Annotated in this window: 15 protein-coding genes; 12 read left to right on the top strand and 3 right to left on the bottom strand. The window is 66.5% G+C overall.

What is annotated here, in order from left to right; translation table 11 throughout:
* Positions 1-13: 13 nt before the first annotated feature.
* The 10 genes from BCO18175_RS29125 (at position 14) to BCO18175_RS29080 (ending at position 12,150) form a co-directional block, all read left to right on the top strand.
* Positions 14-361 (top strand): FmdB family zinc ribbon protein, encoded by a 348-nt coding sequence (locus BCO18175_RS29125; RefSeq protein ID WP_174986126.1) that lies wholly within the window; start codon positions 14-16, stop codon positions 359-361.
* A gap of 61 nt (positions 362-422) precedes the next feature.
* On the top strand, positions 423-1,073 hold the full coding sequence (locus BCO18175_RS29120; protein ID WP_011353157.1) for a DUF502 domain-containing protein: 651 nt from the start codon (positions 423-425) through the stop codon (positions 1,071-1,073).
* A 67-nt stretch (positions 1,074-1,140) separates the two neighbouring features.
* The gene (gene aspS, locus BCO18175_RS29115) at positions 1,141-2,943 is read left to right on the top strand and encodes an aspartate--tRNA ligase (protein WP_011353156.1); all 1,803 of its coding nucleotides are present in this window, start codon (positions 1,141-1,143) and stop codon (positions 2,941-2,943) included.
* A gap of 161 nt (positions 2,944-3,104) precedes the next feature.
* The gene (gene nudB, locus BCO18175_RS29110; protein ID WP_174986124.1) at positions 3,105-3,599 is read left to right on the top strand and encodes a dihydroneopterin triphosphate diphosphatase; all 495 of its coding nucleotides are present in this window, start codon (positions 3,105-3,107) and stop codon (positions 3,597-3,599) included.
* A complete protein-coding gene (gene clsB / locus BCO18175_RS29105; RefSeq protein WP_174986122.1) occupies positions 3,596-4,870 on the top strand; it encodes a cardiolipin synthase ClsB in 1,275 nt (424 codons plus the stop codon). The genes nudB and clsB overlap by 4 nt, the downstream gene beginning before the upstream one ends.
* Positions 4,871-5,069: 199 nt before the next feature.
* Positions 5,070-5,669 carry a TetR/AcrR family transcriptional regulator gene (locus BCO18175_RS29100; protein ID WP_069257558.1) on the top strand — a complete coding sequence of 200 codons (600 nt, stop codon included), beginning with the start codon at positions 5,070-5,072 and terminating at the stop codon, positions 5,667-5,669.
* 58 nt (positions 5,670-5,727) lie between these two features.
* Complete coding sequence (locus tag BCO18175_RS29095; RefSeq protein WP_174973295.1) at positions 5,728-7,515, top strand: acyl-CoA dehydrogenase C-terminal domain-containing protein; 1,788 nt, start codon at positions 5,728-5,730, stop codon at positions 7,513-7,515.
* Between the two features lie 113 nt (positions 7,516-7,628).
* A complete protein-coding gene (locus BCO18175_RS29090) occupies positions 7,629-10,064 on the top strand; it encodes a 3-hydroxyacyl-CoA dehydrogenase/enoyl-CoA hydratase family protein (RefSeq protein WP_174915398.1) in 2,436 nt (811 codons plus the stop codon).
* 27 nt (positions 10,065-10,091) lie between these two features.
* Positions 10,092-11,291 carry an acetyl-CoA C-acyltransferase gene (locus BCO18175_RS29085; RefSeq protein ID WP_085042369.1) on the top strand — a complete coding sequence of 400 codons (1,200 nt, stop codon included), beginning with the start codon at positions 10,092-10,094 and terminating at the stop codon, positions 11,289-11,291.
* Between the two features lie 91 nt (positions 11,292-11,382).
* The gene (locus tag BCO18175_RS29080; protein WP_174973297.1) at positions 11,383-12,150 is read left to right on the top strand and encodes an enoyl-CoA hydratase; all 768 of its coding nucleotides are present in this window, start codon (positions 11,383-11,385) and stop codon (positions 12,148-12,150) included.
* 51 nt (positions 12,151-12,201) lie between these two features.
* Here the strand turns inward: BCO18175_RS29080 and fdhD are convergent, their stop codons facing one another.
* A complete protein-coding gene (gene fdhD, locus BCO18175_RS29075; protein ID WP_438820515.1) occupies positions 12,202-13,044 on the bottom strand; it encodes a formate dehydrogenase accessory sulfurtransferase FdhD in 843 nt (280 codons plus the stop codon).
* A 115-nt stretch (positions 13,045-13,159) separates the two neighbouring features.
* Between fdhD and BCO18175_RS29070 the strand changes: the two genes are divergently transcribed.
* On the top strand, positions 13,160-13,642 hold the full coding sequence (locus BCO18175_RS29070; protein WP_174915395.1) for a nitrate reductase associated protein: 483 nt from the start codon (positions 13,160-13,162) through the stop codon (positions 13,640-13,642).
* 50 nt (positions 13,643-13,692) lie between these two features.
* On the opposite strand, the gene BCO18175_RS29065 is transcribed toward BCO18175_RS29070, so the two are convergent.
* Entirely contained in the window at positions 13,693-14,088 is a 396-nt protein-coding gene (locus tag BCO18175_RS29065; protein WP_174915394.1) for an acyl-CoA thioesterase, read from the bottom strand.
* A 175-nt stretch (positions 14,089-14,263) separates the two neighbouring features.
* Between BCO18175_RS29065 and BCO18175_RS29060 the strand changes: the two genes are divergently transcribed.
* On the top strand, positions 14,264-16,135 hold the full coding sequence (locus BCO18175_RS29060; RefSeq protein WP_174986118.1) for an ABCB family ABC transporter ATP-binding protein/permease: 1,872 nt from the start codon (positions 14,264-14,266) through the stop codon (positions 16,133-16,135).
* Positions 16,136-16,345: 210 nt separating this feature from the next.
* Here BCO18175_RS29060 and murU read toward each other — a convergent pair whose 3' ends face one another.
* Entirely contained in the window at positions 16,346-17,065 is a 720-nt protein-coding gene (gene murU, locus BCO18175_RS29055) for an N-acetylmuramate alpha-1-phosphate uridylyltransferase MurU (RefSeq protein WP_174986116.1), read from the bottom strand.
* Positions 17,066-17,076: the final 11 nt, after the last annotated feature.

Raw genomic sequence — 17,076 nt, 5'->3', positions numbered from 1 at the left:
CGGGAAAAATATCATGCCGATCTACGCCTATCGATGCGAAGCGTGTGGTTTCGCGAAGGACGTGCTCCAGAAGATGAGCGACGCGCCGCTGTCGCAGTGCCCGGAATGCGGGAAGGATGCGTTTCGCAAGCAGGTCACTGCCGCGGGCTTCCAGTTGAAGGGTTCGGGTTGGTATGTCACCGATTTCCGTGGCGGTTCGGGCGGCACCAGCGCGCCGGCGACGGCGTCGGGCGACGCAGCCCCGGCCGCAGCGACGGAAGCCGCGCCCGCTGCGGCTACGCCGGCTGCAGCGAGCAGTTCCGAAAGCACGACGACGAGCGCCGCGCCCGCCCCGGCTGCAGCGCCCGCCGCCAGCAGTTGACCGTCGCAGCCCGGCCGGGCTGCGACCAACCCGCGCCGCCGGCGCGGTTCATTGACGGCAGATGATGAAAAAGACGACCCTGAAATCGGTGTTTCTGACCGGCCTGCTGGTTCTCGTCCCGCTCGCGATCACGCTGTGGGTGCTCGGCCTCATCATCGGCACGATGGACCAGACGCTGCTCCTGCTGCCCGAATCGTGGCAGCCCGAGCGGATGCTCGGCTTCCACCTGCCGGGGATCGGCGCGGTGCTGACGCTCGCGTTCATCTTCGTCGTCGGGCTGGCCACGCGGAACTTCATCGGCCAGAAGCTCGTCACGTGGTGGAACGCCGTGGTGCGTCACATCCCTGTCGTCGGGCCGATCTACACGAGCGTCAAGCAGGTGTCGGACACGCTGCTGTCGAGCAGCGGCAACGCGTTCCGCAAGGCGCTGCTGATCGAATACCCGCGTCGCGGCTCGTATACGATCGCGTTTCTGACCGGCACGCCGGGCGGCGACGTGCTCAATCATCTGACGGAAGAATACGTGAGCGTCTATATCCCGACGACGCCGAACCCGACGTCGGGCTTCTTCCTGATGCTGCCGAAGAGCGAAGTCATCGAACTCGACATGTCGGTCGATGCCGCGCTCAAGTACATCGTCTCGATGGGCGTGGTGGCGCCCCCGGCGCCGGCTCCGGCGCCTGCACGCCGCCCCGTCGAGCCGCCGCTGTAAGTAAAGAATCATCGCCCGGGCCGCGCGTTGCGGCGCCCGTTGATCAAACCGAACGAAAGCAAACATCATGTCGATGCGTACTGAATACTGCGGTCTCGTGACCGAACACCTGCTGGGCCAAACCGTGTCGCTGTGCGGCTGGGTGCAGCGCCGCCGCGATCACGGCGGTGTGATCTTCATCGACCTGCGCGATCGTGAAGGCCTCGTGCAGGTGGTGTGCGACCCGGATCGCGCGGAAATGTTCGCGACCGCCGAAGGCGTGCGCAACGAGTTCTGCGTGCAGATCAAGGGCCTCGTGCGCAACCGTCCGGAAGGCACGGTCAACGCCGGCCTGAAGAGCGGCAAGATCGAAGTGCTGTGCCACGAACTGAACGTGCTGAACGCATCGGTCACGCCGCCGTTCCAGCTCGACGACGACAACCTGTCGGAAACGACGCGCCTCACGCACCGCGTGCTCGACCTGCGCCGTCCGCAGATGCAGCACAACCTGCGCCTGCGCTACCGCGTCGCGATCGAAGCGCGCAAGTACCTCGACGAGCAGGGTTTCATCGACATCGAAACGCCGATGCTGACGAAGAGCACGCCGGAAGGCGCGCGCGACTACCTCGTGCCGTCGCGTACGAACGCGGGCCAGTTCTTCGCGCTGCCGCAGTCGCCGCAGCTGTTCAAGCAGCTGCTGATGGTCGCGAACTTCGACCGTTACTACCAGATCACCAAGTGCTTCCGCGACGAAGACCTCCGTGCCGACCGTCAGCCGGAATTCACGCAGATCGACTGCGAAACGTCGTTCCTCGGCGAGCAGGAAATCCGTGACCTGTTCGAAGACATGATCCGTCACATCTTCAAGACGACGATCGACGTCGAACTCGACGCGACCTTCCCGGTGATGCCGTACTCGGAAGCGATGGCGCGTTTCGGTTCGGACAAGCCGGACCTGCGCGTGCAGCTCGAATTCACCGAGCTGACCGACGCGATGAAGGACGTCGACTTCAAGGTGTTCAGCACGCCGGCCAACGCGAAGGACGGCCGTGTCGCGGCACTGCGCGTGCCGAAGGGCAGCGAGCTGTCGCGTGGCGATATCGACGGCTACACCGAATTCGTGCGCATCTACGGCGCGAAGGGTCTCGCCTGGATCAAGGTCAACGAGAAGGCGAAGGGCCGTGACGGCCTGCAGAGCCCGATCGTCAAGAACCTGCACGACGCATCGATCGCGGCGATCCTCGAGCGCACCGGCGCGGAAGACGGCGACATCATCTTCTTCGCGGCCGACCGCGCGAAGGTCGTCAACGACAGCCTCGGCGCACTGCGCCTGAAGATCGGCCATTCGGAATTCGGCAAGGCGAACGGCCTCGTCCATGCCGGCTGGAAGCCGCTGTGGGTCGTCGACTTCCCGATGTTCGAATACGACGACGAAGACGCGCGCTACGTCGCGGCGCACCACCCGTTCACGAGCCCGAAGGACGAGCACCTCGAGTACCTCGAGACGGATCCGGGCCGTTGCCTCGCGAAGGCCTACGACATGGTGCTGAACGGCTGGGAAATCGGTGGCGGCTCGGTGCGTATTCACCGCGAGGAAGTGCAGAGCAAGGTGTTCCGCGCGCTGAAGATCGGTGCGGAAGAAGCGCAGCTGAAGTTCGGCTTCCTGCTGGACGCACTGCAGTACGGCGCGCCGCCGCACGGTGGTATCGCCTTCGGCCTCGACCGCATCGTCACGATGATGGCCGGTGCCGATTCGATCCGCGACGTGATCGCGTTCCCGAAGACGCAGCGTGCGCAGGATCTGCTCACGCAAGCACCGAGCCCGGTCGACGAGCGTCAGCTGCGCGAACTGCACATCCGTCTGCGTCAGCCGGAACAGCCGAAGGCGTAACGCACTTCGTACCCGGTCGTGTGTGCGTTCGCGCGCACACACGCCGCACATGAAAAAGGCGCAGCGATGCGCCTTTTTCATTTTTTGCGGTACAGTCGCAGCACTTGCCGCCCGTTCGGAGCACTTGCCCGGCGCGCGGCCCCGTGCTGCATGAAACAAAGATGACGAAGCCGCCGAAAATCCCCGAATCCGTTCTTGTCGTGATCTACACGCCCGACCTCGATGTGCTCGTGATCAAGCGTGCCGACCAGCCCGATTTCTGGCAATCGGTGACCGGCTCGAAGGACGCGCTCGACGAGCCGCTCGCGGTCACCGCCGCGCGCGAAGTGGCCGAGGAAACCGGCATCGCGACCGGCACGCCGGACGTGCCCGCCAGTGCGCTCGTCGACTGGCGCCACCGGATCGAATACACGATCTATCCGCAATACCTGCACCGCTATGCACCGGGTGTCACGCGCAACGTCGAGCACTGGTTCGGCCTGTGCGTGCCGCATCGCGTCGACGTGACGCTGTCGCCGCGCGAGCATGTCGACCATGCGTGGCTGCCGTTCCGCGAGGCGGCCGCACGTTGCTTCTCGCCGTCGAACGCCGAGGCGATCCTGCAACTGCCCGCCCGCGTGGCACTGTCGCGCGCGCCGCACGGCTCGTCCGCATGACGGCGGAAGCCCGCAAGCGCTTCGCGCAATTGCGGCAGATGTTCCTGCAGGAACGCGGTTCCGCGTCGCGGCTCGCCTTCACGTCGGGCAACACCGTGCGGCTGTGCGAGGGTGGCGGCGCATTCTTCCAGGCATTGATCGAGCGGATCGATGCCGCCCGCGAGCAGGTGATGCTCGAAACCTACATCTTCTGCGACGACGCGGCCGGCCGGCCGGTGTCGGACGCGCTGATCCGCGCGGCACAGCGCGGCGTGCGCGTGCGCGTGATCACCGACGGCATCGGCACCGCACGCCTGCCGTTGTTCGACACGTGGGTGGCGGCCGGCGTCGAGCACTGCATCTACAACCGTTTCCTGTTCGGCCGCTTCGGCTTCTCGCGCACGCATCGCAAGCTCGCGGTGATCGATCACGCGGTCGCGTTCTGCGGCGGCATCAACATCATCGACGACTACGCGCAGGGCGGCACGACGCTGCCGTTTCCGCGCTGGGATTTCGCGGTCGAGATGGCCGGGCCTGCTGTGTCCGACGTGCGCGCCGCGTTCGAACTGCAGTGGCACCGCATCATGTTCGGCCACAAGCCGTATGCGCAATACGCGGCCGGGCTGCACGGCGGCGAAGCGTTCCCCGACATGTTCCGGCGCTGGATGCGCAGCCACCGGTGGGTCAAGGCCGGCGCGCTGCGGGTCGTGACGGAGCCGAGCGTCGCGTTCGTCGCGCGCGACAACGTCGTGAACCGCCGCGCGATCGAGAAGGCGTATCTCGCGGCGATCGGCCAGGCGCGCCAGCGGATCCTGCTCGCCAATCCGTATTTCATGCCGGGGCGCAAGCTGCGCCGTGCGCTGACGGGCGCCGCGCGACGCGGCGTCGACGTGCGGATCCTGATCGGCCGCAAGGAATTCGCGGCGCTCGACACGGCCGTGCCGTTCCTCTATCACGCGCTGCTGCGCGCGGGCGTGCGCGTGGCCGAGTACGACAGGACGATGCTGCACGGCAAGGTGGCCGTGATCGACGACAACTGGGCGACGGTCGGCTCATCGAACCTGGACGCGCTGAGCCTGATGTTGAACAATGAGGCGAATGTCGTGCTGGTGCGCTACGATGCTGTCACGAACGAACTGCGCGACGCGATCGCGGCCGCGTTCGCCGACGGCCGGGAAATCGACCCCGCCCGGTTCGCCGCGCGCCCGCGCATCGAGCGCATGCTGAACTGGCTCGCCTATACGGCGTATCGCGTCGTGATGAAGGCGCTGACGGTCGGCGGTTACGACTGACGAAGACTAAGCGTTCGCTTCAAAAATCTGTCCGCACGTTCGTGCGGAAAAGCCGCTCCGGTCCCGCCGGAATCGCGCAAAATAGCGGCTCGGTTAGACACCGGTTTCTAATAATTTCCTTGTTTCGCGAGCGGCCGCACTCAATAATAGTACGGCCGTTCGATTTTATTCGAACCCCCGAACGGTTACAGAAATAGCTATGCGAAAAGGCGAACAGACGCGTGCCGCGATACTTGAAGCTGCTTTGGACCTCGCCAGCCGGGACGGGCTGGAGGGGCTGACGATCGGCCTGCTGGCCGAGCGCATGCAGATGAGCAAGAGCGGTGTGTTCGCGCACTTCGGATCGCGTGAAGACCTGCAGGTCGAGGTCGTCCGCGAGTATCACCATCGTTTCGAAAACGAGGTGTTCTTTCCGAGCCTGCGCGAGCCGCGAGGCTTGCCGCGCCTTCGGGCGATGCTGGCCCGCTGGACGGAGAAGCGCATCCAGGAGGTGACGACCGGATGCATCTACATCAGCGGTGCCGTCGAGTACGACGACCGGCCTGACAGCCCCGTGCGCGAGCAGTTGATCGCAAGCGTGACGGCCTGGCGTGCCGCGATGCTGCGTGCCATTTCGCAGGCGAAGGAAGAAGGCCATCTGCGTGCGGATACGGATCCGGAGCTGATGCTCTTCGAGTTGTACAGCTTCACGCTCGGCCTGCATCACGACGCACGCTTCCTGCATTCGCCGGACGCCGTGCGCCTCACGTGGGCCGCGCTGGAAAAGACGATTGTTTCGTATCAGAGCGAGAGCCGTTAGCGGAGCGTGACCCGCCCGCCAGGAGCTCGAGCCGTTTTGCCCACCTTTGGAGAGAGTCATGGGACAGTACGCCGCGCCGCTGCGCGACATGCAATTCGTGTTGCACGAGCTTCTGAACGTCGAAGCCGAAGTCAAGCAAATGCCCAAGCATGCGGACCTCGACGCCGACACGATCAACCAGGTCCTCGAGGAAGCGGGCAAGTTCTGCTCCGAGGTACTGTTCCCGCTGAACCAGGTCGGCGACCGCGAAGGCTGCACGTATGAAGGCGACGGCGTCGTGAAGACCCCGACCGGCTTCAAGGAAGCCTATCAGCAATACGTCGAGGCCGGCTGGCCGGCACTCGGCTGCGATCCGGACTACGGCGGCCAGGGCCTGCCCGCGTTCGTGAACAACGCGCTCTACGAAATGCTGAACTCGGCGAACCAGGCATGGACGATGTATCCGGGCCTGTCGCACGGCGCCTACGAGTGCCTGCACGCGCACGGCGCGCCGGAACTGCAGCAGCGCTACCTGCCGAAGCTCGTGTCGGGCGAATGGACGGGCACGATGTGCCTGACCGAGCCGCACTGCGGCACCGACCTCGGCATCCTGCGCACCAAGGCCGAACCCAACGGCGACGGCTCGTACTCGATCAGCGGCACGAAGATCTTCATCTCGAGCGGCGAGCACGACATGTCGAAGAACATCGTCCACCTCGTGCTCGCGCGCCTGCCGGACGCGCCGCAGGGCACCAAGGGGATCTCGCTGTTCATCGTGCCGAAGTTCATCCCCGACGCAGCGGGCGAGCCGGGCGAGCGCAACGGCATCAAGTGCGGCTCGATCGAGCACAAGATGGGCATCCACGGCAACTCGACGTGCGTGATGAACCTCGACGGCGCGAAGGGCTGGCTGGTCGGCGAGCCGAACAAGGGCTTGAACGCAATGTTCGTGATGATGAATGCCGCGCGCCTCGGCGTCGGCATGCAGGGCCTCGGCCTCACGGAAGTCGCGTACCAGAACTCGCTCACGTATGCGAAGGAGCGCCTGCAGATGCGCTCGCTGACGGGCCCGAAGGCACCGGACAAGCCGGCCGACCCGATCATCGTGCACCCGGACGTGCGCCGCATGCTGCTCACGCAGAAGGCCTACGCCGAAGGCGCGCGCGCGTTCACGTACTGGTCCGCGCTGCAGATCGACAAGGAACTGTCGCACGGTGACGAAGCGGTGCGCAAGGAAGCAGCCGATCTCGTCGCGCTGCTCACGCCGATCATCAAGGCGTTCCTGACCGACAACGCGTTCGAGTCGACCAACCACGCGATGCAGATCTACGGCGGCCACGGCTTCATCTCCGAGTGGGGCATGGAGCAGTACGTGCGCGACGCGAGGATCAACATGATCTACGAAGGCACGAACTCGATCCAGTCGCTCGACCTGCTGGGCCGCAAGGTGCTCGGCGACATGGGCGCGAAGCTGAAGAAGTTCGGCAAGCTCGTCACGGAATTCGCGGAAGCCGAAGGCGTGAAGCCGGAAATGGCCGAGTTCATCAACCCGCTCGCCGACATCGGCGACAAGGTGCAGAAGCTGACGATGGAAATCGGCATGAAGGCGATGCAGAACCCGGACGAAGTCGGCGCTGCCGCCGTGCCGTACCTGCGTACCGTCGGCCACCTGGTGTTCTCGTACTTCTGGGCGCGCATGGCGCGCCTCGCACTCGACAAGGAAGCGTCGGGCGATCCGTTCTACAAGTCGAAGCTCGCGACGGCACGCTTCTACTTCGCGCGCCTGCTGCCCGAGACGGCGTCGACGATCCGCGCCGCACGCGCCGGTTCGAAGACGATGATGGAAGTCGACGAATCGCTGTTCTGACGCGATTCCGGGCGGGGCGCGATGCGCGCCGCCCGAACGCAACGGTTCCTGGTACTCACTTCGCCGTGCAGCCCACACCTCCCGCGCTGCACGACACTATCCGGAGACATCCCGTGAGCAATTTCCTGATTCGCAAGGTCGCCGTGCTGGGCGCCGGCGTGATGGGCGCGCAGATCGCCGCGCACCTCATCAACGCGCGCGTGCCGGTGCTGCTGTTCGACCTGCCGGCCAAGGAAGGCCCGAAAAACGCGATCGCGCTGAAGGCGATCGAGAACCTGAAGAAGCTGTCGCCCGCGCCGTTCGGCGTGAAGGACGACGCGAAGTACCTCGAAGCAGCGAACTACGAAGACGACATCGCGAAGCTCGCCGAGTGCGACGTCGTGATCGAAGCGATCGCCGAGCGGATGGACTGGAAGCACGACCTGTACAAGAAGGTCGCGCCGCACATCGCGCCGAACGCGATCTTCGCGACCAACACGTCGGGCCTGTCGATCACGAAGCTGTCCGAAGGTTTCTCGGATGAGCTGAAGTCGCGCTTCTGCGGCGTGCACTTCTTCAACCCGCCGCGCTACATGCACCTCGTCGAACTGATCCCGACCGCGCATACGCGTCCGGAGATCCTCGACCAGCTCGAAACCTTCCTGACGAGCATCGTCGGCAAGGGCGTCGTGCGCGCGAAGGACACGCCGAACTTCATCGCGAACCGCGTCGGCATCTTCTCGATCCTGGCCGTGATCACCGAGGCCGCGAAGTTCGGCCTGCGTTTCGACGAAGTCGACGACCTGACGGGCAGCCGCCTCGGCCGCGCGAAGTCGGCAACGTTCCGCACCGCAGACGTGGTCGGCCTCGACACGATGGCGCACGTGATCAAGACGATGCAGGACAACCTCGCCGACGATCCGTTCTTCCCGGTCTACCAGACGCCTGCCGTGCTCGCCGAACTGGTGAAGCAGGGTGCGCTCGGCCAGAAGACGGGCGGCGGTTTCTACAAGAAGGAAGGCAAGGCGATCAAGGTGCTCGACGCGAAGACGGGCACCTACGTGGATTCGGGCGCGAAGGCGGACGAAACCGTCGGCCGCATCCTGAAGCGTCCGCCGGCAGAACGCCTGAAGCTGCTGCGTGAAACGGACCATCCGCACGCGCAGTTCCTGTGGTCGATCTTCCGCGACGTGTTCCACTACATCGGCGTGCATCTCGAATCGATCGCCGACAACGCGCGCGACGTCGACCTCGCGATCCGCTGGGGCTTCGGCTGGAACGAAGGCCCGTTCGAAGGCTGGCAGGCTGCCGGCTGGAAGCAGGTCGCCGAGTGGGTGCAGGAAGACATCGCGGCCGGCAAGGCGCTCGCGAACGTGCCGCTGCCGTCGTGGGTGCTCGAAGGCGCAGTCGCCGAGAAGGGCGGCGTGCACACGGCCGAAGGCTCGTGGGCGCCGGCAGCGCAGCGCTTCGTGCCGCGTTCGGACCTCGCGGTCTACGACAAGCAGGTATTCCGCGCGCCGCTGCTCGGCGAAGCCGGCGCCGATCCGAAGACGTACGGCAAGACGCTGTTCGAAACCGACGCGGTGCGTGCCTGGGTCGACGACCGTGCGGGTGAAGACGACGTCGTGATCGTGTCGTTCAAGTCGAAGATGAACACGATCGGACCGAGCGTGATCGACGGCCTCGTGCAGGCGATCGAACTCGCGGAGAAGGACTACAAGGGCGTGGTGATCTGGCAGCCGACGTCGCTGAAGCTCGGCACGCCGGGCGGCCCGTTCTCGGCCGGCGCGAACCTCGAAGAGGCGATGCCCGCGTTCATGATGGGCGGCGCGAAGGGTATCGAGCCGTTCGTGAAGAAGTTCCAGGAAGGCATGCTGCGCGTGAAGTACGCGAACGTGCCGGTCGTCGCAGCCGTGTCGGGCATCGCGCTCGGCGGCGGGTGCGAGCTGATGCTGCACAGCGCGAAGCGCGTCGTGCACGTCGAGAGCTACATCGGTCTCGTCGAAGTGGGCGTCGGCCTCGTGCCGGCGGGCGGCGGCCTGAAGGAAGCGGCGCTGCGCGCAGCGGATGCCGCCACGGCCGCGAACGCGACCACCGACATCCTGAAGTTCGTCACGAAGTCGTTCGAGAACGCGGCGATGGCGAAGGTCTCGGCGTCCGCGCACGATGCCCGTGCGATGGGCTACGTGAAGCCGTCCGACACGATCATCTTCAACGTGTTCGAACTGCTCGACACCGCGAAGAAGGAAGCGCGCGCGCTGGCCGCCACCGGCTACCGCGCACCGCTGCGCGCGAAGGATGTGCCGGTCGCAGGCCGTTCGGCGATCGCGACGATCAAGGCATCGCTCGTCAACATGCGTGACGGCCGCTTCATCAGCGACCACGACTACCTGATCGCGAGCCGTATCGCCGAAGCCGTGTGCGGCGGCGACGTCGAAGCCGGCAGCCTCGTCGACGAGCAGTGGCTGCTCGCGCTGGAGCGCCGTGCGTTCGTCGAGCTGCTCGGCACGCAGAAGACGCAGGAACGGATCATGGGCATGTTGCAGACCGGCAAGCCGGTGCGTAACTGAGCGAGCGGATAAGGCAAGGAGTCTCAAATGAGCAAACAATTGCAAGACGCATACATCGTCGCCGCCAGCCGCACGCCGATCGGCAAGGCCCCGCGCGGTGTCTTCAAGAACACGCGCCCGGACGAGCTGCTGGTCCACGCGATCAAGTCGGCGGTTGCGCAGGTGCCCGGCTTCGACACGAAGCTGATCGAAGACGCGATCATCGGCTGTGCGATTCCGGAAGCCGAGCAGGGCCTGAACGTCGCGCGGATGGGCGCGCTGCTCGCGGGCCTGCCGCAGACGGTCGGCGGCGTGACGGTCAACCGCTTCTGCGCGTCGGGCATCACGGCGCTGGCAATGGCGGCCGACCGCATCCGCGTCGGCGAATCGGACGCGATCTTCGCGGGCGGCTGCGAATCGATGAGCATGGTGCCGATGATGGGCAACAAGCCGTCGATGTCGCCGCACATCTTCGATCGCAATGAAGACTTCGGCATCGCGTACGGGATGGGCCTGACGGCCGAGCGCGTCGCCGAGCAGTGGAAGGTGAGCCGCGAAGACCAGGACGCGTTCTCGGTCGAGTCGCACCGCAAGGCGCTTGCCGCGCAGCAGGCCGGCGAGTTCAACGACGAGATCGCCGCGTACACGCTCACCGAGCGTTTCCCGAACCTCGCGACGGGTGAAGTCGACGTGAAGACGCGCGAGATCGCGCTCGACGAAGGTCCGCGTGCGGATACGTCGATCGAGGGCCTCGCGAAGCTGCGCACGGTGTTCGCGAACAAGGGCTCGGTCACGGCCGGCAACAGCTCGCAGACGTCGGACGGCGCGGGCGCGCTGCTCGTCGTGTCGGAGAAGGTGCTCAAGGAATTCAACCTGACGCCGCTTGCGCGCTTCGTGAGCTTCGCGGTGCGTGGCGTGCCGCCGGAAATCATGGGCATCGGTCCGAAGGAAGCGATTCCGGCCGCGCTGAAGGCCGCCGGCCTGAAGCAGGACGATCTCGACTGGATCGAGCTGAACGAAGCGTTCGCCGCGCAATCGCTGGCGGTGATGCGCGATCTCGGCCTCGACCCGTCGAAGGTCAACCCGATGGGCGGCGCGATCGCACTCGGCCACCCGCTCGGCGCGACCGGCGCGATCCGCGCGGCGACCGTCGTGCACGGCCTGCGCCGCCGCAACCTGAAGTACGGGATGGTCACGATGTGCGTCGGCACCGGCATGGGCGCCGCGGGCATCATCGAACGCCTGTAAGCGGAGCGCGACAAGAGCGACGACGGTGCGCGGGCCACGAGCTCGCGCACCGTTTTTTCATTCCGATAGAGGAAAGTCAAAGGAGACGGTTGTGGCCGAAATTCAAGTGGAACGCGCCGATGGCGTGATGACGATCACGATCGCGCGCCCGGCGAAGAAGAACGCGCTGACGGCGGCGATGTACCAGACGATGGCCGACGCACTCGCCGAAGCCCAGGAAGACAAGGCGATTCGCGTGATCCTGCTGCGCGGTGGCGACGGCAACTTCACCTCGGGGAACGATCTCGAGGATTTCCTGAAGTCGCCGCCGAAGGACGACACCGCGCCGGTGTTCCAGTTTCTTGCGCGGATCAGCAGCGCGAGCAAGCCGATCGTGGCCGCGGTGCCGGGCCTGGCGATCGGCGTCGGCGTGACGATGCTGCTGCATTGCGATCTCGTGTACGCGGCCGATACCGCGACGTTCTCGCTGCCGTTCACGCAGCTCGGGCTGTGCCCGGAAGCCGCGTCGAGCGTGCTGCTGCCGCGTCTGGCCGGCCATCAGGTCGCAGCCGAGAAGCTGCTGCTCGGCGAGGCGTTCGACGCGCTGGAGGCGCACCGGATCGGCATCGTCAACCGCGTGCTGCCGGCGGCCGAGCTCGACGCGTTCGCGGCGAAGCAGGCGGCGAAGCTCGCGGCGCTGCCGGCGGCATCGCTGCGTGTGACGAAGGCGCTGTTGAAGGATACGGGCGGCGTGGCGACGCAGGCGCGGATGGCCGAGGAAGCGGGCCACTTCGCCGCGATGCTGCGCGCACCGGAAGCGCGCGAGGCGATGACGGCATTCTTCGAGAAGCGCAAGCCGGATTTCCGTCAGTTCGACTGACGGAGCAGGCCGCGCCGGCGATCGACCGCCGGCGCGCGCCCGCGATCGCGATCAGGCGGTGCCGTAATCGACGTGGCCGGTTTCGCGGCAGAAGCTGACGAGCCGCAAGCCGGCCGCTTTCGCGATCTCGATCGCGAGCGACGACGGCGCGGAGATCGTTGCCACCAGCGGGATGCCGACCCGTGCGGCCTTGCGCACGAGCTCGTAGCTCGCGCGGCTCGACAGGAACACGAAGCCGTCGGTCGCGTCGGCGCGCGACAGCACGAGCGAGCCGATCAGCTTGTCGAGCGCGTTGTGGCGGCCGACGTCCTCGAACGCCATCCGGATCGCACCTGTTGCGTCGCACCACGCGGCCGCATGCAGGCCGCCCGTGAGCCGCGTGAGCGCCTGGTGGGCCGGCAGCGCCTGCGCCGCGCGCGTCAGCGCGTCGGGGGCGAGGCGCGCGAGAAAGCCTGTATCGGGCACGCGCTCGGGCGCGAGGTCGAGCAGGTCGATGCTTTCGATCCCGCAGACGCCGCAGCCGGTGCGCCCGGCGAGCGCGCGGCGCCGGTCCTTCAGCGCGGCGAATGCCTGCTGGACGACCTCCAGGTGGACTTCCGCATGCGGCAGCGGTGCGTCGGCGTGCAGGATCACCTCGATGTCCTTGATGTCGCTGCCGCGCGCGACGATCCCTTCCGAGATCGCGAACCCGACCGCGAACGCTTCGAGGTCGCACGGCGTACACATCATCACCGCGTGCGAGATGCCGTTGAAGACGAGCGCGACGGGCCATTCCTGGCCCACGTAGTCGTGTGCGGTTTCGACGGCGCCGTTGCGCGTGCGGCGCACGGACAGTTCGATCGCGCCGCGCGGTTCGTCGCGCATTTCACCGGATTCGGTCGGATTCACGAGCACTCCCGTTGATTCGGCGCGCGGGCGGCGGCAATCGTGTCCGCCGCCCGCGCGCAGAGGTTCTAAAATACCTCAGGCAAGCCGGCCGCGCCGGTATCCGCCACATCAGGTAACGATCATGGGACTCAGCGACGCTCCACTGCTATTCGCCTTCGAACACGATTCGTCGGAAAACTTCACGTACATCCCGATGATCGTGCGTTTCAATCTCGACCGTTTCGGTCTGCGGATTTCGCTGGAGCAGTGGCAGTTGCTGCCGCTCGAGGACCGCAAGCTGCTCGCGCGCTTTCCGGCCGACGACGACACCGCGATCGAGCCCAACTTCGATCACGCGCTGTTCGAAATGCTGCGCACGCACGCGGATCTGGAACCATCGTGGTTCCAGCCGGACGAGCGGCCGACCTGGCGCTCCACCGACATCGTGCCGGAGTCGCTCGTGCAGCAGAGCGCACTGGCCGGGCTGATGGCGCCCGAGCTCGCACAGTGGCAGCGGCTCGCGCCGTTCCAGCGCTACGTGCTGGTGAAGCTGTCGCGAAAGCCGAAGCTGAACCACGATTTCCTGCCCGCGATGCGGGAGTTCGGGCTGACGGCCACGCACTGACGTGACGGGCCGCAGGCAGGCGGAGGGCGCCGTCGGGCGGCGCTCGCCCGTCAGAGCGGCGGCAGTTGCCGCGGCTTGCGGTCGGTGCCGGTCGCGACGTAGGTGAGCGTCGCTTCGGTGACCTTCACGACTTCACCCATCAGGCGCATGCGCTGCGCGTACACCTCGACGTCGACCGTGATCGACGTGTTGCCGGTGCGCGTGATGGTCGCGTAGAAGCTCAGCAGATCGCCGACGAACACCGGCTGCTTGAATATGAACGAGTTGACCGCGACCGTCGCGACGCGGCCGTTTGCGCGCTGGCTCGCGGGGATCGAGCCGGCGATGTCGACCTGCGACATGATCCAGCCGCCGAACACGTCGCCGTGGACGTTCGCGTCGTGCGGTTGCGGGACGACGCGCAGCGCGGGCTGCTTTTGCGGGAGTTCGAGGGTCGAATCGGTCATGGCGGGGGCTTTCATCCTGTAATAAATACACCGCCGCGCGCAGCCCGGCCGGCGAGGGCGCCGGCAGCGGCGCGAAGCGGCTTCTGCGACAATACAACGTTCGCAAATTGTACGAGAAAGTGAGCGAGCCGGCCGCCGATACACGCGTCCGGCACCGCCGCCGATCCTTCCCCCCATGCGCCGATTTCCTGCTTCCGGCGAGCCCGCGCCGGCTTCGACCGGGCCCCGCAACGACTGGCAGACCATCCGGTCGTTGCTGCCGTACCTGACCACCTACAAATGGCGCGTCGCGCTCGCGCTCGTCTGCCTGATCGGCGCGAAAGTCGCGAACCTCGGTGTACCGGTCGTGATGAAGCGCATCGTCGACCACCTGTCCTACGTCCAGCAGATCACCGCGCTCGGCCGCGCCGAGCAGTCGGCCGGCATCGTGCTCGCGGGCGGCGTGGGGCTGCTGGTCGTCGCGTATGCGTTCGTGCGGCTGTCTACTTCGCTGTTCACCGAGCTGCGCGAGATCCTGTTCTCGAAGGTTACGGAGAGCGCGGTGCGCCAGCTCGCGCTGCAGGTGTTCCGGCACCTGCACGGGCTGTCGCTGCGGTTTCACCTGGAGCGCCAGACGGGCGGCATGTCGCGTGACATCGAGCGCGGCACGCGCGGCATCCAGCAGCTGATTTCGTATTCGCTGTACAGCATCCTGCCGACGCTCGTCGAGGTCGGGCTCGTGCTCGGCTTCTTCGTGGTCAAGTACGAGGCCTATTACGCGTACGTGACGTTCGCGGCGCTGGTCACGTACATCGTGTTCACGGTGAAGGTCACCAACTGGCGCACGCATTTTCGCCGCACGATGAACGAACTCGATTCGCGCGCGAACTCGCGGGCGATCGATTCGCTGATCAACTACGAGACGGTCAAGTATTTCGGCAACGAGGAATGGGAAGCGCAGCGCTACGACGAGAACCTGAAGCGCTACCGGAAGGCCGCGATCCGTTCGCAGAATTCGCTGTCGGTGCTGAACTTCGGCCAGCAGGCGATCATCGGCACGGGGCTCGTGTTCATCCTGTGGCGCGCAACGCAGGGCGTGCTCGCCGGCAAGCTGACGCTCGGCGATCTGGTGCTGATCAACACGTTCATGCTGCAGCTGTACATTCCGCTGAACTTTCTCGGTGTCGTCTATCGCGAGCTGAAGCAGAGCCTCACCGACATGGACCGGATGTTCGGGCTGCTGTCGGCCGCGAAGGAAGTGGCCGACCTGCCCGATGCGCGGCCGCTCGCGGTCGCCGGCGCGCAGGTGCGCTTCGAGCACGTGAATTTCGCGTACGAGCCGGAGCGGCCGATCCTGCACGACGTGTCGTTCGCGATCGACGCGGGCACGACGACCGCGGTGGTCGGCCACAGCGGCTCCGGGAAATCGACGCTGTCGCGGCTGCTGTTCCGCTTCTACGACCTCGACCGGCAGGCGGGTGGTGCGATCCGGATCGACGGCCAGGACATCCGCGACGTCAAGCAGGACTCGCTGCGCGCGTCGATCGGGATCGTGCCGCAGGACACCGTGCTGTTCAACGACTCGATCTACTACAACATCGCGTACGGCCGGCCGGCCGCGACCCGCGACGAGGTGATCGCGGCCGCGCGCGCCGCGCACATCCACGATTTCATCGAAAGCTTGCCGAAGGGGTATGACACGCCGGTCGGCGAGCGCGGGCTGAAGCTGTCGGGCGGCGAGAAGCAGCGCGTCGCGATCGCGCGCACGCTGTTGAAGGATCCGCCGGTGCTGTTGTTCGACGAGGCGACGTCGGCGCTCGATTCGCGCTCGGAGCGAGCGATCCAGCACGAGCTCGACCAGATCGCGCGGCATCGCACGACGCTCGTGATCGCGCACCGGCTGTCGACGGTCGTGCATGCGCAGCAGATCCTCGTGATGGACCACGGGCGGATCGTCGAGCGTGGTACGCACGATGAACTCGTGCGCGCCGGCGGGTTGTATGCGCAGATGTGGGCGCTGCAGCAGCAGCGCGCGGCGGCGGGCGGGGAAGAGGCCGAGGCCGCGTGAGCGGCGGGGCTGCGCGCGAGGGGCGTGCAGCGGGAAGGGGCGTGCCGGATGGGCGGGAGCCGGGCCGGCATGATGGTCCGGCAGGCGTGGGACCTGTTGATCAGTCAAGCGATCAGCCAAGCCAACCCGGCCGGTTCGCCGGCCAGCCAACTAGCCGGCCATTCAGCTAACCGGCCAGGTGATCAATCACCCCGACGGCCCGTCAGCCGGTCATTCGGCGGCGCGCAGCCGCGCATCCAGCTCGCCCAGCTGCGCGGGCGTGCCGACGTTCTCCCAGATTCCTTCATACAGTTCGCCGCTCGCGTGGCCGGCTTCGATTGCGGCGCGATAGTACGGTGTCAGCGCGCGCCGCGTTCCCGGCGCGAGATCGCTGAACATCCGCGTGTCGTACAGGCCGATGTTGCCGAACGTGAAGCGCGCGGCGCCGTCGAGCGCAAGGCGGCCGTCGCTGTCGAGCGCGAAGTCGCCGGCCGGGTGGAACGGCGGATTAGGCACCATCACGAGATGCATCGCAGGTGCTTCGAGCGTGGCCATCCGGGCGGCGCGCGGCGCGAGCGTCCGGTAGTCGTACGCGCAGTACACGTCGCCGCTGACGGCCGCGAACACGGCCGGCTGCCCGTTTCGCTCGAGCAGCGGCAGCGCCTGCGCGATACCGCCCGCGGTTTCCAGCGCTTCGCCCTCGGCCGAATACGCGAGCCGCACGTCCCAGCGCGAACCGTCGCCGAGCGCGGCCTCGATCTGTTCGCCGAGCCACGCGTGGTTGATCACGATCGTCTCGATGCCCGCGCGCGCAAGCGCCTCGATCTGCCACACGATCAGCGGCTTGCCGCCCGCTTCGAGCAGCGGCTTCGGGCGGGTGTCGGTGAGCGGGCGCATCCGTTCGCCGCGCCCGGCGGCGAAGATCATCGCCGTGGTCAGGGTGTTGCTCATGTTCGGCCGGG

The sequence above is a fragment of the Burkholderia lata genome (assembly GCF_902499335.1).
Taxonomy (GTDB): Bacteria; Pseudomonadota; Gammaproteobacteria; order Burkholderiales; family Burkholderiaceae; genus Burkholderia; species Burkholderia lata_B.
This window is presented reverse-complemented; position numbering and strand designations above follow the sequence as displayed.